The following is a 17,415-nucleotide window of genomic DNA, read 5'->3' as shown; positions in this document are numbered from 1 at the left end:
CCCCGACGTCGTGCACCCGCTGTACGCGGGCGGTCGCAGAGCAGTGATGGGGACGTTGGCCGTCTTGATTCCGTTACGGACGTTCCCTAATGTGGGTCGTCGGCCGCTGTGGATCGTCTGCCTCGCCCCTCTTCCCCGTCGCGAGGCGCCCGGCGGTCAGGTTGCAAAAGGAGTCGGTGCCGGTGGCAACCACGCCCCCTCGTCGTCCCGTCCCGGGACGGTCCCGCCGCCCGGGCGGCCTGCGCCGGGCCGTCCACCGTCTGCTCACCCTGGTCGCCGCCGTAGCCATCGGTGCCGGCGCGCTCGCCGCACCCGCGTACGCCGAGCCGTCGGTGGACGAGATCGAGGCTGCGATCGACAAGCAGTGGGAGCGGTTGGAACCCACGATCGAGCAGTACAACAAGGTCCGGGCTCAGCTCAAGGTCAACAAGAAGAAGTCGGACGAACTGCAGAAGAAGATCACGCCGCTGGCTCTCGAGAGCGAGCTGGCGATGAACCGGGTGGGCGACCTCGCCGCCCGGTACTACATCACCGGGCCGTCGCAGGAGATCGGCGCCCTGCTCGTCAGTGGCAAGCCCGATCTGCTCGGCGAGCAGGTCACCATGCTGGACCGGCTGGCCGCCCAGGAGCGCAAGGAGCTCGAGGGCGTGCTGGCGGTGCGGAAGAAGTACGACGACCAGAAGCAGAAGCTCGACGCGCTGATCGCCACCCAGGAGGCGCAGCAGGCCGAACTGGCCGCCCGCAAGAAGCAGATCGACGCCGAGATCAAGCGCCTGCAGGCGTCGCTGCCCAAGACGACGGTCAAGGTGACCGGCTGCCCGACCATCAACGGCGTGGTCAGCGAGGCCGCCCGGATCGCCATCAGGACCGCCTGTGCTCAGGTCGGCGACCCGTACGTCTGGGGTGCCACCGGGCCGAACTCGTTCGACTGCTCCGGCCTGACCCAGTACGCGTACAAGGCGGCCGGCATCTACCTGACGCACTACACCGGGGCGCAGTGGAACGAAGGTCGAGCCGTGAGCCGATCCGAGGCGCGCCCTGGTGATCTGGTCTTCTGGCCCAGCCACGTCGGCCTCTACCTCGGCAACGATCTGATGGTGCACGCGCCGCGGGCCGGCAAGCCGGTGCAGGTCGCGAGCATCAACCGGATGGGTCAGACGATCAAGGGCTTCCGTCGCCCGGGCTGATCCACAGGTGAGTTCGACGCGGCCCCGGTCATCGTGACCGGGGCCGCGCGTCGTCTCCGACTCAGTGGGCGTACGGGTGGGTCGGCGCGGGCTCGCGCCCGCCGTGTGTCAGCGGGTCGGCCAGGTGCGCCAGCTCTGCCAGGAGCGGCTCGGCGTCGGCCCGCGCTGCCCCTGGTACCGCGAACCGTAGACCGCGGATCCGTACGGGTGCTCGGCCGGCGAGGAGAGGCGGAAGATGCAGAGCTGGCCGATCTTCATGCCCGGCCACAGCGTGATCGGCAGGTTCGCCACGTTCGACAGCTCCAGCGTCACGTGGCCCGAGAAACCGGGGTCGATGAAGCCGGCGGTCGAGTGGGTGAGGAGCCCGAGCCGGCCGAGCGAGCTCTTGCCCTCCAGGCGACCGGCGAGCTGGTCGCCGAGCGAGATCACCTCGAGCGTCGAGGCGAGCACGAACTCGCCGGGGTGCAGGACGAACGGCTCGCCGTCCGGCACCTCGACCACCGACGTCAGGTCGTCCTGCTGTCGGGACGGGTCGATGTGTGTGTACAGGTGGTTGTTGAAGACCCGGAAGAGCTTGTCCAGCCGTACGTCGATGCTCGACGGCTGCACCAGCGTGGGGTCGAACGGCTCCAGCGCCAGCGTGCCGGCCTTGATCTCGGTGACCAGGTCGCGGTCGGAGAGCAGCATCGCACCACCATAGCGAGCACGACGGTCGAGTCCGGCGTCGGCGTGCTGTTCGTACATTTGTTCGATAGAATGCCGGCATGGCTTCCTGGTCCGAATTCGCCGCCGACGAGCCCCGCCTCGCCGACGGGATCCGTCGTCTCCTCCAGCAGTACGGGCCGGGCCTGGCCTACCTGGCCACGGTCCGTGCCGACGGCGGGCCCCGGGTGCACCCGGTCTCTCCCGTCGTCACCGACGAGGGCCTGTTCTGCTTCGTGATCGACTCGCCGAAACGGCGCGACCTGGAACGCGACGGGCGCTACGCGCTCCACTCCTTCCCCGCCGAGGACAGCGACGACGAGGCGTACGTCGCGGGCCACGCCCGCCCGGTGACCGATCCCGCCCGGGTGGCCCGCCTGGCCCAGCTGCACCGCGCCGCCTCCCAGGTGGACTGGCGGCTCTTCGAGTTCACCGTCGACGTCGCGATGCTCGCCCGCCACGACTCCGTCGGCGGGCTGGGGCGGCCCGCCGTCCAGGTCTGGCTCGATCCGGGCGCCCGCCGCGCTTCGGACGCCCACGTGGCGCTCGCCCGCCGGGCGGCCTGAGTCCTCGGCTTCGGCCCGGAAAACGCCGGTGCCGGCTCCGAAGGTTCGGAGCCGGCACCGGATCGGGTACGCCGGGAGCTACTTGGCCCGGTACGCGTTCCAGGCGGTCAGCATGCGGCTGGCCTGGCCCGGCGTGAACTGGTACATGCAGTCGTCGTACGTGTAGTCCATGAAGTTGGTGATCGGGTCCAGGCCCGGCGCGGTGCAGGTGTCGCGACCCGTCGGGCACTCGAAGGCCGGGGAGGCCTCGGCCGGGGTGTCGCTGACGCTGTCACCCGAGCCGCCGCACCCACCCTGGAAGGTGTGGTAGAGGTTCAGCCAGTGGCCGACCTCGTGGGTGCCGGTGTCGCCGCGGTTGTAGTTGGTCGCGCTGCCGCCGGGCAGCGACTCGCTCAGCACGACGACGCCGTCCATCTTGTCCAGCGACCGCTTCGGGAAGGTCGCCCAGCCGAGCAGGTCGTCGCCCAGCGCGCCCAGGTAGACGTTGAGCGTGCTCTTGCCGCCCGTGCGCAGCGAGGTCTTCATCGACCGCTCGGCCGAGGAGCCCTGCACGATCGGGTACCAGCTCGGGTTGGTCACCCGGTTGATCTTCTGAAGCGAGAAGGCGAAGGCCGTGGACGCGCCGCCGGTCGCCCCGCTGAACGACTGGTTGAGCACGTTGATCTGCGAGGTGATCATCGAGTCCGGGATGTTGCCGCCGGCGCGCGTGCTGTCCTCCTGGATCACGTGCACCACCACCGGAATGGTGATCGACGCGGCGGCGGCGGTGGTCTGCGAGCGCAGGCCGTTCCGCTTGGCGCGCTCCTGCACCAGGTCGGCCAGCTCGGCCTCCCGCGTGTGCACCTGGGCGAGGGTCAGCTGGTTCGGGTCGTGCTTGGTCACACCACCGGGGCGCTTCTTGGACTTCGCCAGGGCGCCGGCCGGCTCGCACACCTCACTCGCCGCGGGGGCGGCGAGCGGCGTGCTGGCGGGGGCGGCGGTCGGCAGGAGACCCACCGTGGCGACACCGAGGAGCAGGGCGAACGACGTCGACGCGATGCCGGCGTTACGACGAGTCAGCAGGTTGGGACTGAGTCCCATGGGCCCACCTCTTTCTGGCGGCGCGGCAGGGGGTGTGTCGCGCCGTGGCTGGAAACGTGTGGCAGACGTTACAACCCATCGACAGATTTGAGAACGGCCATATGTTGCCGGGAAGAAACTTTTTCCTGTCATGGGTCGACTCATGATCGATGTTCGAGGGGCTGCTGTCCACCCCGTCCCGACCCCCGGGCGCACCCGCTCGGCGGCACCGGCCGTGTCGCCAGGTACCTGGGTGCACGGAGGGCGCGGCCTCAGGTACAGTGGTGCCGCCTGCGGGTGTAGTTCAATGGCAGAACATCAGCTTCCCAAGCTGACAGTGCGGGTTCGATTCCCGTCACCCGCTCCACGATCGAGGCCCTGGCCAGGACGACAGTCCCAGCCAGGGCCTTTCGATGTTCCAGGATCAACGATCATTCGGCGTGCCATTGGCGTGCCATCAGCCCCGGTCGGAGGAGGGGCATCTTGCATGCGAAGCTGACCCGGGACGAGGCGGTTGTCCTCGTCGAGCGGATCATGCGGCTCGACTATACGGACGACGCCTAGCTGAACGACGGGCTGTCGACGTCCTGCCGCTCTGATCTTCTTCTCATCCCAAGGCCCTCCGTCGGTCTCCGCCTGTTCCCAGCGAGGCTTGCGGCGACTCGTGACGACCATGGCACGGTGCTAGCGTGACGGACCCCGAAGATCATGAGATGAGTGGCAGGCCAGGGCTCCAGGGAACGGGTGCGATGACCGAGGATTTTTACTGCGACGAGGCGCTCAGTGGCCGTACCGAAGTGACCGTGGTGGTGGAAACCGAGGACGTGTTGGCCTTCGAGCACACCCGGCCCTTCTGGCCGGTGCATATCGTGGTGGTGCCGAAGCGTCACGTGCCATCCCTGGTGGACCTGGGTGATGCCAGCCAGGATCTCCTGCAGCGCGTCGTCGAGGTGGTCCGCCAGGTCGCCGCCCGCGTCGAGCGCGAGCAGGGTGCCTGCCGGGTGCTGACCAACCTCGGCCGGTACCAAGACTCGAAACATCTGCACTTCCACGTCTGCAGCGGAGCGCCTCTCCGGCCCGACACTGCTTAGGGCCGGCGGCGCCATTAGCGTGCCATTGGGCGAGGACAGGCCGGGGCCAGCCGAGGCCATGAGGGACCGCCGGGACCAGGTGGCCAACCCGCTAGACAGGCGGACATCGGCAATTCCCAAGCTGACAGTGCGGGTTCGGTTCCCGTCACCCGCTCCAACGTGAGGCTCCAGTTCAGGACAGGTTTCCTGGCTGGGGCCTCGATCGTTGCTACCGCTTCTTGCGTCGGCCGTGCCCGCTACGTGCCCGGTCCCTGACCGGGGCGGCGCCTGGCTTCAACTCCGAGAGGCCCCTCGGCAATGGGCCTCTAGCAGACTGCATCACTGGGCTCCGCCACGCACCGAGAATGGACTTTCATGATCTACCAGATACGCCGCATAGTCGCCGGAGAATGGCGGCAGTTGAAGTCCATCCGGCTGGAGGCACTTCAGGACGCACCGACCGCGTTCAGCACGCCACTCGCCGAGGCGACCGCCTTCAGCGACACCGTCTGGCAGCAGGAGGCGGCCCGCGAAGCCGACTCCGCCTCGTCAGCGACATTCGTTGCCACCGACGAGGCAGGCGATTGGGCCGGGATGGCTGCCGTCGCGCCGCTTGCCGAAGTCCCCGACCACGCCCACGTCCACGCGGTCTACGTCACCCCGGCGCACCGCGGCCCGGCTGGACCCGCCGTCGCCCTGATGGCTGCGGCGATCCGCTTCGCCAGCGACCACATCGACGTGGCGTCGCTGACCCTCGGCGTTCACGAGGGCAATCCCCGGGCCCGGGCGTTCTACCGCAAGCTCGGGTTCACCGAGACTGGCAAGGCGATACCCTATGCCCTGAACCCGTCCCAGAAGGTGCACATCCTGGGCTACCAGGACTTCCGCAGCGCGCGGAGATGATTGAGTCCCATCACCCGCAGCGGGTTCCTGCGCCCGCCGCCACCCCGGCGGTCTGCGGCCGCTCCATCCGAAAAGGGCCCCGGGTAAGGACGCGAGCCCCAGCCAGGGCCTTCGATGATGCTGCGGTCAGTACACCCTCATCCGTCGCGGACGGTGCGGGAAGCCTCCACGTGTCGGTCAGCCGGCGAGCTGGTCGCGGCGGCGGGTGAGGTAGGCCCGCTCCGCGGGGTTGCCGGCGAGGCCGATGGCCCGGTCGTACGCCGCCCGCGACTCGCCGCCGCGCCTGAGTCGCCGCAGCAGGTCGGCGCGCGCCGCGTGGAAGGCGTGGTAGCCGTCGAGGACCTCGGCGAGCCGGTCGATCTCGGCGAGCCCGACCGCGGGGCCGTCGACCTCGGCGACCGCGACCGCCCGGTTGAGCCGCACGATCGGCGAGGGGTCGAGCAGCACCATTCGGTCGTAGAGGGCGACGATCGTGGACCAGTCGGTGTCCCGCGCGGACGGGGCATCCGTGTGCACCACGTTGATCGCGGCCTGCAGCTGGTAGCGCCCGGGTGGGGCACCGCCGGCCGCCACCGCCGCGAGCCGCTCGCGGACCAAGGCGTTGCCCTCGGCGATGAGGGTGCGGTCCCATGCGCCGCGGTCCTGCTCGTCGAGGGTCACCAGCTCCCCGGTGCGGGACACGCGCGCCGGCCGCCGGGCGTCGGTGAGGAGCATCAGGGCAAGCAGGCCGGCTACCTCGCCGTCGTCCGGCAGGAGAATTCGGAGCAGGCGGCCCAGGCGGATCGCCTCATCGGTGAGGTCGACGCGCACCGGGTCGTCCCCCTCGCTGGCGAGATAGCCCTCGTTGAAGACGAGGTAGACGACCGCCAGCACGCCGGCGAGCCGCTCGCGGATGTCGTCGGCCCGGGGCACCCGGTAGGGAATGTGTGCCGTCCTGATCTTCGCCTTGGCGCGGGTGATCCGTCGCGCCATCGTGGTCTCCGGCACCAGAAAGGCGCGGGCGATCTCGGGAACGGTGAGGCCGCCGAGCAGACGCAGGGTGAGGGCCACTCGGGCCTCCATCGCGAGCGCCGGGTGGCAGCAGGTGAAGACCAGTCTGAGCCGGTCGTCCTCGACCGGGCCGGTCGGATCAGGAGGGGTGTCGTCGTACACGAGCCGGGCCTCCTGATGTTTGGCGTCGCGCTGCGACTCGCGACGGAGCCGATCGATTGCCTTGCGGGTCGCCGTGGTGGCGAGCCATCCGCCGGGATTGGGCGGTACGCCCTCGCGCGGCCACCGCTCAGCAGCCGCTACGAACGCCTCGGCCGCCGCTTCCTCGGCGACGTCGAGGTCGCCGAAACGGCGCGCGAGGCCGGCGACCACCCGCGCCCACTCCTCGTGGTGGACACGGGTGATCGCCTGCTCCACGGTGGTACCAGCCACGGTGCCAGCAGCGCGGACGGCACCGCGCTCACTTCTCCCCGGAGCCGTCACGCCGGGCCTCCCCGGGACCTCGGAACCGGTGCACCTCCTGCGGCCAGTCGAGCACGGTCGCGAGCCTGCCGGCCCAGTAACGCGCCGCCGCGTCGTCGGGCACGTCCACGACGGCGAAGCCGCCGAGGTGCTCCTTGGTCTCGACGTACGGACCGTCGGTGAAGACGGGCTTGCCGTCGACCGGCTCGACACTGCACACCGCGGTGGACCGGTCGAGCCCGCCGTTGCTGAAGATCAGGACACCGGCGGCCCGCATCTCCTCGATCACCGCGCGGCCGGCCCTGCCCTTCTCGCGCAGCTCCTCCGCCGTGTGGTCGGGCACCCACTCATCGTTGAAGGTGATCAGGTACTCCGTCATGGTCGTCTCCTCTCGGTCCCCGGACGAGGGCCCCTCCCGACTCCTCGTGTCCGGCGGCCGGCCGGCCGCCGCACACTGGTTCCACGAACGGCTGCGCCTCGATACGACACCATCCCGGAATTTCCTTCCCCTCGCAGCCCCGGGGGCGTGGCGACTGAGGAAAGGACCGACCTCGTCCTTCGCCGCGGTCTTTGGGCACCCAGCAAGGGGAATGAGCCGCTTGAGAGGCGCCTACTGTGGCCCCGTGGACGATGATCGCGTGCGCCCGTCGCTGCTGGCCGGCTTCTGGTCCTTCCTGGCGGGCGGCCTGGTCCTCGTGGCCGTGATCGTGGCCTGGATCCGATCACCCGCCGAGAGGAGTGCCCGAACTACGGGGCCGCCGGCAACGCGAGCGCCTTCGCGGATCCGGTCTGGGACCTGTACCTGCCGTTGATGGCCCTCGCATGGATCAGCTTCGTCGCCGTGGAGCAGACCCTTCCGGTCACCCGACGCCACCGCAGCCGGGCGGCCTGGGCGTCCCGGGCGGCTGCCGCGCTCGTCCTGGCCGTTGTTGGTTCGTGCTGCCTGGTCGTGCCGCTGGGCATCGTCTGCCACTGACGGCACGGCGACCGGCAGCAGTCCTCATGACTGTGAGCCTCGCGGTCCGTCACGTCGGTTCGACGGGTAGCCACAGCTCGCAGGTCGCGGTGCTGAAGTCGTCCGCGCGCTCCAGGACCGCAACGATCGAGGGACCCGGCCGCAGACGCCACGGGTTGGAGGGGAACCATTCGGTCGCCGTCGCGGCCCAGGTCGTCTGCAGGGCCTGCGGATGGGGCCCGGCGGTGCGGAAGACGGCCCACATGCCGGCCGGCACCTCGATGACGTCGAGATCGTCGGGGGCCGGGGTGTCCCGGTCGACGGCGACCCCGTGCAGGTAGGTCAGCTCGCTGCCCTCGGTGCCGTCCGGGTCGAGGTCGTCGCTGACCTGCAGCAGGCCCCCCGGCTCGGTGTCACCGAGGGCCTTCAGCCGGACGTGCTCCTCCGGCGGCAGTGCGGTGATGTGCCGCTGGATGTGCGGGTTGACGCCGTGGTGGATCAGCGGAACCCGGGCTGCGTGTCCGACGAGCCGGAACGCGGGTCGGTCGACGATACGGGTGTCCATGGCAGTGCTCCCTTCGACGGTCAGGCGGAACCTGAGCTGCGACTGTGTGCGAAGGGGGCCTCCGTCGCGGCGAACGTCACCGGGGCCGGCGCCGTGGACCGCCCGGAACGCACGGCCGAACGCCTCGGTCGAGCCGTACCCGTGCCGGACGGCGATGCTCAACAGGTCGTCCTCGCCCCGGACGACGTCGGCAGCGGCGACGGTCATGCGGCGCCGACGCACGTACTCCGACAACGGCATGCCGGCCAGCGACGAGAACATCCGGCGCAGGTGGTACTCGGTCGTGCCGAGCGCGGTGGCGAATCCGTTGACGTCGAACTCGTCGGTGAGGTGCTTCTCGACCAGGTCGACAAGCCGGTTGAGTGCCGGGATCACGAGGCCTCCCTTCGCCGTCAAGCCTGGTTGAACGACCCCGGGCCGCGCCCGACCGCTGCGGTCCGATCCGATCACACGCCTGGCTGCATGAGTCGGATCTTCCGGTCGAGGATCCGCATCTCGTCCTGCCCTCCGTCAACCGGGGGGTCGAAGCGGTACGTGAACACGTGGCAACGCGACGGGGTCCGGAGGATCGGCCGGACCCCGTCGGGGTCGCGACCGGCATCAACTGGCCGGACGCCCTCGCCGGTGGTGCGCTGATGGGCCTGCTCAACGGCCCGCTGATGCTCACGCCGGGCACGGCCACCGACTTCGGTCTCGACGCTCTTTACCTGCTCGGTCAGTCCGCCGGACCCACCCGGGAGGTGCTGATCTTCGGCGGAGCAGGGGTGGTGACCGATCGGCAGCGCGACCAGGCCCGGTACTGGATCAGCGGGCCGCTCGGCGCAGGGTTCGTCAACAACCCGACCGACCTCGCGGCGTCTCGCAGCGGCGCGGGTCTGCGCGCGGCGGGCACGCAGACCGCTCAGCCTCGTACCGCCGAGGAGGCGGCCGAGGCCGCCAGGACGGCGCGGGTGGGCCTCGACGCCCTGCGCTGATCGCTCCATCAGAGAGGAAGGGCCCGGCCGTGGTGCGGCCGGGCCCTTCCTCGTCGGAGACTCCTCGTTGGTCGGGCGACGGCTAGGGTGTGATCATGCGGATCGGCATCGTGATCCTTCCGGACCAGCGTTGGTCGGAGGCCGCGCGTCGCTGGCGGCGGGCCGACCAGTGGGGCTTCGACCACGCGTGGACGTACGACCACCTCGGCTGGCGGGACCTGGTCGACGGGCCGTGGTTCGACTCGATGAGCACGCTGACCGCCGCGGCGACCGTGACCAGCCGGATCCGCCTGGGCACCATGGTCGCCTCGCCGAACTTCCGCCACCCGGCCGCCTTCGCCCGCCAGGTCACCGCCCTCGACGACGTGTCCGCCGGGCGGGTCCTGCTCGGCCTCGGCGCGGGCGGTATCGGGTTCGACTCGGCCGTGCTGGGCGGGCAGACCCTGCCGCCGCGTCAGCGGGTGGACCGGTTCACCGAATTCGTCGAGCTGCTCGACCTGGTGCTGCGCGAGGACGGTACGACGTGGCACGGCGACTGGTTCGCCGCGGTCGACGCCCGCAACAATCCCGGCTGCGTGCAGACCCCACGGGTGCCGTTCGTGGTCGCCGCCAACGGTCCCCGCTCGATGCGGCTGGTCGCCCGCTTCGGCCAGGGTTGGGTCACCACCGGCTCGGGCGGTGACGACCTGGACACCTGGTGGGGCGGCGTGGCTGACCTGGCCGCCCGGATGGGCGAGGTTCTCGCGGCGGCCGGCCGTGACCCGGCCACGCTCGACCGGTATCTGTCGCTGGATGCCGCGCCGGTGTTCTCGCTGCGCAGCGCCGACTTCTTCGCTGAGCAGGTGGACCGCGCCGCAGCGCTCGGCTTTACGGACGTGATCACCCACTGGCCCCGGGAGAGCAGCTGGTATGCGGGGGAGGAAGCCGTCTTGGTGGACGTGGCCACGCGCCTCCTACCCGAGCTGCGTGGTGCGACTGGGTGAACGCGCCGTTACGTGCCGAGGTCGCCGGTGGTGATGCCGCCGTGTCCGGCGGAGACCAGCCGGAAGCGGACGCACACGATCGCGGTGTCGTCGTCGACGGGCGTGCCGGCCCGGGCCCAGAAGCGCTGGTGACCGGCCCGCCACTCCTCGATCGACGCGTCACCCTCTCCCTCGGAGCGGGCGAAATCCCAGGAGACCTGGGCGAAGCGGACCACCTCGACACCGGTGACCTGCACGACGGCGACCAGCCCGTCGTGGTCGTCGACGAGCGCCAGCCGCTCACCGACGTGCTCCAGTTCCTCGCCCTCGCGCTCGTACTCGCTGAGCAGCCCGGCGGTAGCCTGCTTCACTCCGGCGAGCACGAGCGTGTTCAGGTACGTCCGCAGCTCTCCGGGCGTGCCGAGGTCGAGCGTGCGCAGTCCACCGATGCGAGGCCACATCCTGCCGAGGCTACCGGCGGCCGCCGCCCCAGGCCGGGCCGGTGCGACGGTACGGTGACGGATCCGCGGGCACAGGGCGAACATGGCGGATCGGCGGGTAGCGCTCATCCCGGGTCGGGGCTACGACACGTGGTACGCGCTCCCTGGCCGCGGAGCGCGGCTGCCCGCCGTCTGGCTGACGTCGTTGCTGCACCGTCCCGAGGTGGTCGACGCCCTCGATCGGGCCACCGCGCCCTTCCTGCCGGTGGGCGGCACCGCCGACTCGTCCTGGAACGGTCCACTCGCCCAGCGGCTCACCCCGTACGTGGTCGAGATCACCGACGCCGACCACTCCCTGATCGTGCCGGGGCCGTTGGCCCGCTCCGCCGAGGCGCTCGGACGGGTCTGCACCGCCCTTGAGGACTTCCTGGCCGGACGGGCGCTCGCGCACTGACGACGCCACCCGCCAGAGGTGCTGGAGCAACACCCGCCCCGACAACGCGACGGGGCCCGGCCGATCGGCCGGGCCCCGCTGCTGTAGCCGGTGTCAGCGGTGCTTTTCGGCGAACCGCTTCGCCGCAGCCTCCGCGGCCGCCTTGAAGTCCGCCACCGTACGCGGAGTATCGGCCGCAGCCGCTCCCCGCTTGGCGGTGACGTCCTGGGCGCCGGTGGTGGCGCGCCGCACGTCCGTCGGGTTGCCGGCGGTGCTGAAGCCGGCGGGACCGCTGATGGTCAGGCCGAGGCCGTCCCGCTGGATGTCGTTGAGCACAGCGGAACCACCGAACATGATGCCGGTGTGGATGGAGCCGGCGTGCTCGTCGCCGACCTCCCACATGTAGTAGCCGACCTGCGCGCCGTTGCCGGGGGCCAGCACCAGCGGGGCGTCGAGCGACGCCATCAGGGCACCACCCGAGAGCGCGTCCGGCCAGTTGCCGCCGGTCGCCACGCCGAGGTGTTTGTAGCCGCCGAAGAAGACCCACGCGACCAGCGCGGCCGTCTCGTAGCGATCGGTGCCGACCAACGACGCCGGCAGGTAGGCCTGGGTCGCCAGGTCGGCGGAGCCGCCAACGCTGAAGATCCCGGTGCTGTCCGGCAGCGCGTCAAGGTAGGACTTCGTCGCCGGGGTGAGGCCGCCGCCCTTGGTCAGCACCACGACGGCGGAGACGCCCTTGCCGGGCAGGTTCTGCGCACCGGCGGCGGCACCGGCGGCGAGCGCGTCCGGGAAGTTGGCGCCGGTCGCCGCGAGCACCATGTCGGGCGTCGGGTCGATGGCGTTCGCGATGGAGATCGAGGTGGCGTAGCGGTCGGCACCGGAGAGTCGTACGGTCGGGAAGCCCAGCGCCTTCACCTGGTTCTCGACGGCGGTCGAGAGCGCGCCCGTCCCGCCGAGCAGGTAGACCGTGCGGCCAGGCGCGAGGACCCGGGTGAGCTCGGCGGCCGTCGCCGGGTGCAGCCCCGCCGGCTTGGTCATGAGCAGCGGACCGTTCTTGGCGGCGGCGAGCGCCGACCCACCGAGCGCGTCCGCGAAGTTGTCCGACCGGGACAGGACCACGGCGTTGGCCTTGGCCCGCGCGTCGGAGGCGTTGCTGTGGGTCGCCCAGTGCGACTGGGAGATCGCCGTGGCGGTGGTGAACCGCTCCGATCCGGCGAGCCGGACCACCCGGTCCTTCTTGGCGGGCCGGTAGTCCGGCACCCCGGAGAGGCCATTGACGACGGTCGGGGTGGCGCCGGCGGTGGTCGGCGCGGTCGCGATGGCCGAGCCCTGCGCGAAGGCGACCTGCGTGCCGTCGGCGTTGAGCACAGGGTCCGACTTGGCGGATCCGCCGGAGGTCACCTGGACCTCGGTGCCGCCGGCCGCGTTGGCGGTCCACACCTGGCCGCCGCGGATGAAGGCGACCTTCTGGCCGTTCGCGGAGATGGTCGGGCTGGCCGCGTCCGTGGCGATCAGCGTGAAGTTGCTGCCGTCCAGGAAGCCGATCTCGGGCGTGCCGCTCGGGTTGCCGCCAGCGTCGCTCTGCCGCTGCACGACGATCCGCTGGCCGCCGTTCGTGTCGGGCTCCAGGTAGTGCTTGCCGTCGTTCGGCGAGCGCCGGACGGACCCCCAGTCCTGGCCGGCAAGGGCTTCCTGGATCTGCCACTGGCCTCCGGCGGCCCGCTCGGCCCAGATCACGGTGGAGCCGTCACCCACCCACTCCGGGGTGGCGCGCTCGACCCCGTCGAAGTTCTGGTCGATCGGGTAGACGATCGCGGCCCCGGCCAGCGGGGACTTGCCGATCGTCGCGACGTCGCCCTGGTCGTTGATGAAGACCGCGCGACTGCCGTCGGGCGACCAGGCCGCGTCCGAGATGGTGTAGCCATCCTCGGAGACGATCGGGGCGCCGCTGGTGGTAGCGATGGTGAACGTGCCGTTGCTCGAGGTGAGGACACCGCTCGGGCCGTGGGTCGCGTATGCGGCGTTCGCGCCGCCGAACAGCGTGGTGGCGCCGATGGCCAGCAGCGTGGCGCACGCTGCCGAACGGCGCGACAGGGAGGATCGAAGCAAGGAAGCTCCTCGAGATCGATTCGCGCCGCAGCTATGGGATCGGGGGCCGGAGAACGGCCGGGGCGGCGCCGCTTCACTGTAGAGGACGTGGGCCAGCCCGCGCTGTCCCACGTCGCGGAACCGGCCAAGACCGACCTGCGGGCGCCGCGAGGCCGGGCCGTGGACTCCCGCCCAGCTCAAGCGTCGAGTCTCTCAGCTCGCCAGGTCGGCGCCGGCGACCAGACCCCGGACGCGCAGCTCGCTGGCGACCTCCGGCGGGCAGTCGACCACCACCGCCGAGGTGCCCAGGGTTTCCGCGCCCCGCGCCGCACAGATGTCGTAGAGGGCGCGGACCTGCGCGCCCGTGGCCACCCAGTCGTCCACCACCAGCACCCGGTCGTCCCGTCCCAGGTGCCGCTCCCGGACGGCCAGGTCGACCCGCCGGCCGCGGAAGTCCGGCGGGCTCTGTGCCCAGGTGAGCGGACCGGCGGGCAGGCGGCCGTCGCCCGGTTTGTGTGCCGGTAGGAAGCCCACGCCGAGCGCGGTCGCGGCGAGGGGTCCGAGCAGGAACCCGGTGACCGCCGGCGAGACGACGACCGTCGGCCGGGCGGCCCGGAACGGCTCCACGAGCGCCGGACCGAGGGCAGCGAGCAGGTCCGCGTCGCGCCACCAGCCGGACACGTCACTGACCAGGTGCGTGGAGCCCGGCCCGGGGTCGATCCAGCGACAGCGGGCGATGAGGCGGTCGCGCAGGTCGGTAGCCACCTCACCATCCTGCCGGAGGCCGGACGGTCCGCCCGGGAGATCCGGCATCGGCTGATCGACCGATCAGGAGAGTTCGTTCGGATTGAACCTTGCCGTGCGACGGCTGATTCCGCGCCCAGTCCTGCTCCACGGGTCGGTACGCGAGCCCGCCTCACTCTAGGGTCCTCCACGATCCGAGCGACTGAGGGGGACAGTCATGTCTGACGAGCTGAATCCGGACGGAGTCTCGCGACGCCGGGTGCTCCGCAACGGGGCGGTCATCGCGGCCGCCGTGCCACCGATGCTCATGGTGGATCCCGGCACCGCGTCGGCCCAGCAGGCCCAGGCGGTCACGATCGACCCCCAGCAGCGGTTCATCCGGCTGGTCGGCGGCGGCAACGGTGTCATCTACGCCATCCAGGCCGACGGCGGCCTGCTGTGGTACCGGCACCTGGGGTGGCAGACCGGGACGGCGACCTGGGCAAGCGGCTCCGGCCGGCGGATCGGCTCGGGCTGGCACGAGTACCGGGCGGTGTTCGGTGGCACCAATGGGTCCCTGTACGGCGTACGGGCCGACGGGACGGTCCACCTCCACCGGTATGCGCTCACCGACTCGCTCTCCGGTGCCGGATCGTGGATCGAGGAGGGCGAGGTCGGCCGGGGCTTCGACCGCTACCCACGGTTGGCCGGCTTCAACGGCAGTATCTACGGCCAGGACAACAAGGGCCGGCTGTACTGGCACCACTACGTCCCGGCGCTGCGGAGATGGGCAGCCGCGGGGCAGTACCTCGGCAGCGGATTCCAGGGCGGCGTACTCCAGGCGGACGAATTCAACGTCATCTACGCCTACCGCTACGGCAACCTCCACTGGTACCGCCACCTGGGCGGCCCGCGGTGGGCGACCGGTTCCGGTTTCCAGTTCGGTAGCGGGTTCCGCGACATGGCCTACAACGACGGTCTGTGGTTCGCCGGCCAGGGCATCCTGTACGCCGTTCCCCCGGACCCGCCTACCGGCACCCAGACCGGCACCCTTCTCCAGTACCGCGTGTTGAACTACCGGTCCGTTGGTCCGGACAACCGGGTGGTCTGGGCCAACAAGGGAGTGGCGTCGAAGGTGGGGCGCGGCTGGACCATGCAGAGCCAGGCCGCGCTCCAGGGCTACCCCAACACCCCGAGCGTCAAGCAGGGGGAGACGGTCCGGGTGGCGGTGTCGACGGGCTTTACGTCGCTCACCGCGTCTCTGGTCCGCCTGGCGCCGAACACCGGCGAACCGACGGTCATGACGGGCCCGATCCCGGTCGCCGGAGGCATCCAGCAGCTTCCACCCGGGTTCGTCAAAGCGGGTTGCGGCTGGGCGGACCGGATCACCCAGCAGATTCCCGGCACCTGGAAGCCGGGTCTCTACGCGGCCCGCCTTGAGGGGCCGCACCGGCTCCGCCGGTACGTGCCGTTCGTCGTCCGCCCGGCTCAGGTGACCAACCCGATCGCGGTCCTGCTGCCCACCTTCACCTACAACGCGTACAACACCTGGGGCGGACACAGCCAGTACTGCAAGGACCTGGCCGGTCGCCGTCCGTTCACCACCCGCCGGCCGTCGTCGGAGTGGAACGTCGACGACCCGGCAATGCGCGACCACACGCTCTTCTCGGACCTGATGCTGCTGCGCTGGTTGACCCGGCAGGGCCTCGAGTACGACTGCTACGAGGACATGGACCTGCACGCTTCCGGAACGTGGCTGACGCAGTACCGGGTCCTCGTGCTGGCCAGCCACCCGGAGTACTGGTCCGACGCGATGCGCCAGAACCTGGTCAACTACCAGGCCGGCGGTGGCCGGATCGTCTATGCCGGCGGCAACGGCCTGTACGAGCGGGTGCAGGTCGACGCCAGCCGCACTGTGGTGACATATCGCAAGTCGGACGGGCTGCGCGACGTCTACACGGCGCTGGGACTGCCCGCCTCCCAGCTGGTCGGTGTCAACTACTCGAACCACAGCACGTACGCCTCATACAAGGTCGTGCGCGACCACGAACTCCTCGCCGGCACGGGCCTGAAGGTGGGGAGCACCTTCGGTCGCGACGGCTACAACGGCGCGGCGAGCGGCTGGGAGACCGACGCGATGGTCGGCCTGGCCGGCGAGGCGACCGAGAGCCAGGTGATCGCCCGTGGGCAGAACCCGGGCGGCGGCGCGGCCATGGTGTTCATCGAGAAGCCGAACGGCGCGTTGGTCTTCAGCGCATCCTCGATCTCCTTCGTTGCGGCGCTCGACAGCGATCCGGCGATGTCGACCCTCTTCCGCAACGTCTTCGACCGGATGCTGGAGCCCGGCCCGGCGGTCAGGGCCACGACGGCGCCGATGGAGCGCACCCGACCCGCGCCGGCGGTCCCGGAGCCGATGCACCTCGACTGATCACAGCCGGCTGGCGGGCCGGAAGGAACACCTCGGTCCGCCAGCCGCCGCCGGGACCCGCCGGCCTCCGCCTCGGCGTTGTTTCCGCAGCTCACGGGTTGGCTGAGCGGTCCAGTCGGGGTCGGATGATCGGCTACACGTTCCACCGCAATTCCGACCATACCTTCATGATCACGTTGACTTCGGCAGTGCTTCTCTCGTTACGGTCCGACCCGGTTTGTTCCGATGACGAAAGGACCGGGCTGGTGGCTGGCAGGCACTCGCGTCCCCGGAGGTTCTCCTCCCCGACCGGCATCGCGGCCACCGCCGCGCTCGGTGTGCTCCTCGCGGTCGGAGGCACCGTCGGCGCCGTGCAGCTGACCGCCGGCGCGGAGACCGAGCGTCCGGCCGCCGTTGACCTGGCGCCCACCGGCGTGGCGACCAGCGCCGACCCCGGCTCGCCGTCCGCGTCGCCGAGCACCAGCGCCTCCCCGAGCCCGACCGCGAGCCCGAAGGTCACCCGTTCGACGCAGGCCCCGTCGCGGAGCAAGCCGCGCACCGCCACGCCGAAGCCGACCGCCACGAAGAAATCCAGCACCGCCCGTCCGGTCGTGGACACCGGCTCCTGCGGCGCCTCCTTCTACTCGGAGGGGCAGCTCACGGCCAACGGCGAGACGTTCGACCCGTCGGCGATGACCGCCGCGCACAAGACCCTGCCGTTCGACACGAAGGTGCGGGTCACCAACCCGGCGACCGGCAGGTCGGTGACTGTCCGGATCAACGACCGCGGCCCGTTCATCGAGGGCCGGTGCCTGGACCTGTCCCGCGCGGCGTTCGCGGCGATCGCCTCCCTGGACGCGGGCCACGTCGAGGTCCGGTACGAGGTGCTGGGCTGAGCGGGTGCGGCACGGCGATCGGGCCGGTGGCGG

Annotated in this window: 18 protein-coding genes and 1 tRNA gene; 11 read left to right on the top strand and 8 right to left on the bottom strand. The window is 70.9% G+C overall.

The genetic code is table 11. From position 1 onward, the window contains the following. The first annotated feature begins 176 nt into the window (after positions 1–176). Positions 177–1,187 carry an NlpC/P60 family protein gene (locus AB0873_RS18870; RefSeq protein ID WP_366600982.1) on the top strand — a complete coding sequence of 337 codons (1,011 nt, stop codon included), beginning with the start codon at positions 177–179 and terminating at the stop codon, positions 1,185–1,187. Between the two features lie 108 nt (positions 1,188–1,295). Here AB0873_RS18870 and dcd read toward each other — a convergent pair whose 3' ends face one another. Further along, positions 1,296–1,874, bottom strand: coding sequence for a dCTP deaminase (gene dcd, locus AB0873_RS18865; RefSeq protein WP_155329522.1), 579 nt, complete (start codon positions 1,872–1,874; stop codon positions 1,296–1,298). A gap of 77 nt (positions 1,875–1,951) precedes the next feature. Here dcd and AB0873_RS18860 point away from each other — a divergent pair, with 77 nt between their 5' ends. Next, entirely contained in the window at positions 1,952–2,455 is a 504-nt protein-coding gene (locus tag AB0873_RS18860; protein ID WP_366600981.1) for a pyridoxamine 5'-phosphate oxidase family protein, read from the top strand. Positions 2,456–2,533: 78 nt separating this feature from the next. Here AB0873_RS18860 and AB0873_RS18855 read toward each other — a convergent pair whose 3' ends face one another. Then, positions 2,534–3,535, bottom strand: a complete 1,002-nt coding sequence (locus AB0873_RS18855; protein WP_155329520.1) for a zinc metalloprotease — start codon at positions 3,533–3,535, stop codon at positions 2,534–2,536. A 272-nt stretch (positions 3,536–3,807) separates the two neighbouring features. On the opposite strand from AB0873_RS18855, the gene AB0873_RS18850 reads away from it, so the two are divergent. The 3 genes from AB0873_RS18850 (at position 3,808) to AB0873_RS18840 (ending at position 5,487) form a co-directional block, all read left to right on the top strand. After that, positions 3,808–3,881: transfer RNA gene (locus tag AB0873_RS18850), tRNA-Gly, on the top strand. Between the two features lie 382 nt (positions 3,882–4,263). Then, complete coding sequence (locus AB0873_RS18845) at positions 4,264–4,605, top strand: HIT domain-containing protein (RefSeq protein ID WP_155329519.1); 342 nt, start codon at positions 4,264–4,266, stop codon at positions 4,603–4,605. 354 nt (positions 4,606–4,959) lie between these two features. Beyond that, positions 4,960–5,487 (top strand): GNAT family N-acetyltransferase, encoded by a 528-nt coding sequence (locus AB0873_RS18840; RefSeq protein ID WP_366600980.1) that lies wholly within the window; start codon positions 4,960–4,962, stop codon positions 5,485–5,487. A 177-nt stretch (positions 5,488–5,664) separates the two neighbouring features. On the opposite strand, the gene AB0873_RS18835 is transcribed toward AB0873_RS18840, so the two are convergent. After that, a complete protein-coding gene (locus tag AB0873_RS18835; RefSeq protein WP_366600979.1) occupies positions 5,665–6,909 on the bottom strand; it encodes a DUF6596 domain-containing protein in 1,245 nt (414 codons plus the stop codon). A 28-nt stretch (positions 6,910–6,937) separates the two neighbouring features. Further along, on the bottom strand, positions 6,938–7,318 hold the full coding sequence (locus AB0873_RS18830) for a YciI family protein (protein WP_366600978.1): 381 nt from the start codon (positions 7,316–7,318) through the stop codon (positions 6,938–6,940). Between the two features lie 432 nt (positions 7,319–7,750). Here AB0873_RS18830 and AB0873_RS18825 point away from each other — a divergent pair, with 432 nt between their 5' ends. After that, positions 7,751–7,915 carry a hypothetical protein gene (locus AB0873_RS18825; RefSeq protein ID WP_366600977.1) on the top strand — a complete coding sequence of 55 codons (165 nt, stop codon included), beginning with the start codon at positions 7,751–7,753 and terminating at the stop codon, positions 7,913–7,915. A gap of 49 nt (positions 7,916–7,964) precedes the next feature. On the opposite strand, the gene AB0873_RS18820 is transcribed toward AB0873_RS18825, so the two are convergent. Then, positions 7,965–8,834, bottom strand: coding sequence for an AraC family transcriptional regulator (locus AB0873_RS18820; RefSeq protein ID WP_366600976.1), 870 nt, complete (start codon positions 8,832–8,834; stop codon positions 7,965–7,967). Positions 8,835–9,001: 167 nt separating this feature from the next. On the opposite strand from AB0873_RS18820, the gene AB0873_RS18815 reads away from it, so the two are divergent. Both AB0873_RS18815 and AB0873_RS18810 read left to right on the top strand, forming a co-directional pair. After that, positions 9,002–9,433: a cell wall-binding repeat-containing protein gene (locus tag AB0873_RS18815; protein ID WP_366600975.1), complete on the top strand. Its 432-nt coding sequence runs from the start codon at positions 9,002–9,004 to the stop codon at positions 9,431–9,433. 89 nt (positions 9,434–9,522) lie between these two features. Beyond that, positions 9,523–10,416 (top strand): LLM class flavin-dependent oxidoreductase, encoded by an 894-nt coding sequence (locus tag AB0873_RS18810; RefSeq protein WP_366600974.1) that lies wholly within the window; start codon positions 9,523–9,525, stop codon positions 10,414–10,416. An 8-nt stretch (positions 10,417–10,424) separates the two neighbouring features. On the opposite strand, the gene AB0873_RS18805 is transcribed toward AB0873_RS18810, so the two are convergent. Then, positions 10,425–10,856 (bottom strand): ASCH domain-containing protein, encoded by a 432-nt coding sequence (locus AB0873_RS18805; RefSeq protein WP_366600973.1) that lies wholly within the window; start codon positions 10,854–10,856, stop codon positions 10,425–10,427. A gap of 82 nt (positions 10,857–10,938) precedes the next feature. Between AB0873_RS18805 and AB0873_RS18800 the strand changes: the two genes are divergently transcribed. Then, positions 10,939–11,289: an alpha/beta hydrolase gene (locus tag AB0873_RS18800; RefSeq protein WP_366600972.1), complete on the top strand. Its 351-nt coding sequence runs from the start codon at positions 10,939–10,941 to the stop codon at positions 11,287–11,289. A gap of 93 nt (positions 11,290–11,382) precedes the next feature. Here AB0873_RS18800 and AB0873_RS18795 read toward each other — a convergent pair whose 3' ends face one another. Both AB0873_RS18795 and AB0873_RS18790 read right to left on the bottom strand, forming a co-directional pair. Further along, positions 11,383–13,377, bottom strand: coding sequence for a cell wall-binding repeat-containing protein (locus tag AB0873_RS18795; RefSeq protein ID WP_196255798.1), 1,995 nt, complete (start codon positions 13,375–13,377; stop codon positions 11,383–11,385). 192 nt (positions 13,378–13,569) lie between these two features. Then, positions 13,570–14,121 (bottom strand): phosphoribosyltransferase, encoded by a 552-nt coding sequence (locus AB0873_RS18790; protein WP_366600971.1) that lies wholly within the window; start codon positions 14,119–14,121, stop codon positions 13,570–13,572. Positions 14,122–14,317: 196 nt separating this feature from the next. Here AB0873_RS18790 and AB0873_RS18785 point away from each other — a divergent pair, with 196 nt between their 5' ends. Together AB0873_RS18785 and AB0873_RS18780 are read left to right on the top strand one after the other, a co-directional pair. Next, complete coding sequence (locus AB0873_RS18785) at positions 14,318–16,507, top strand: N,N-dimethylformamidase beta subunit family domain-containing protein (protein ID WP_366600970.1); 2,190 nt, start codon at positions 14,318–14,320, stop codon at positions 16,505–16,507. A 245-nt stretch (positions 16,508–16,752) separates the two neighbouring features. Then, on the top strand, positions 16,753–17,382 hold the full coding sequence (locus AB0873_RS18780) for a septal ring lytic transglycosylase RlpA family protein (RefSeq protein ID WP_366600969.1): 630 nt from the start codon (positions 16,753–16,755) through the stop codon (positions 17,380–17,382). The last annotated feature ends 33 nt before the right edge of the window (positions 17,383–17,415 follow it).

The sequence above is a fragment of the Micromonospora sp. NPDC047707 genome (assembly GCF_040704235.1).
Taxonomy (GTDB): domain Bacteria; phylum Actinomycetota; class Actinomycetes; order Mycobacteriales; family Micromonosporaceae; genus Micromonospora.
The sequence above is the reverse complement of the archived record's forward strand: the minus strand, read 5'-3'. Positions and strand labels throughout refer to the sequence as shown.

What these genes read in the sequence shown, in the direction of transcription:
- AB0873_RS18860 (WP_366600981.1), top strand. Translation starts at nt 1,952, where the DNA reads ATGGCTTCCTGGTCCGAATTCGCCGCCGACGAGCCCCGCCTCGCCGAC.
- AB0873_RS18785 (WP_366600970.1), top strand. Translation starts at nt 14,318, where the DNA reads ATGTCTGACGAGCTGAATCCGGACGGAGTCTCGCGACGCCGGGTGCTC.
- AB0873_RS18855 (WP_155329520.1), bottom strand. Translation starts at nt 3,535, where the DNA reads ATGGGACTCAGTCCCAACCTGCTGACTCGTCGTAACGCCGGCATCGCG.
- dcd (WP_155329522.1), bottom strand. Translation starts at nt 1,874, where the DNA reads ATGCTGCTCTCCGACCGCGACCTGGTCACCGAGATCAAGGCCGGCACG.
- AB0873_RS18805 (WP_366600973.1), bottom strand. Translation starts at nt 10,856, where the DNA reads ATGTGGCCTCGCATCGGTGGACTGCGCACGCTCGACCTCGGCACGCCC.
- AB0873_RS18830 (WP_366600978.1), bottom strand. Translation starts at nt 7,318, where the DNA reads ATGACGGAGTACCTGATCACCTTCAACGATGAGTGGGTGCCCGACCAC.
- AB0873_RS18840 (WP_366600980.1), top strand. Translation starts at nt 4,960, where the DNA reads ATGATCTACCAGATACGCCGCATAGTCGCCGGAGAATGGCGGCAGTTG.
- AB0873_RS18845 (WP_155329519.1), top strand. Translation starts at nt 4,264, where the DNA reads ATGACCGAGGATTTTTACTGCGACGAGGCGCTCAGTGGCCGTACCGAA.
- AB0873_RS18825 (WP_366600977.1), top strand. Translation starts at nt 7,751, where the DNA reads ATGGCCCTCGCATGGATCAGCTTCGTCGCCGTGGAGCAGACCCTTCCG.
- AB0873_RS18800 (WP_366600972.1), top strand. Translation starts at nt 10,939, where the DNA reads ATGGCGGATCGGCGGGTAGCGCTCATCCCGGGTCGGGGCTACGACACG.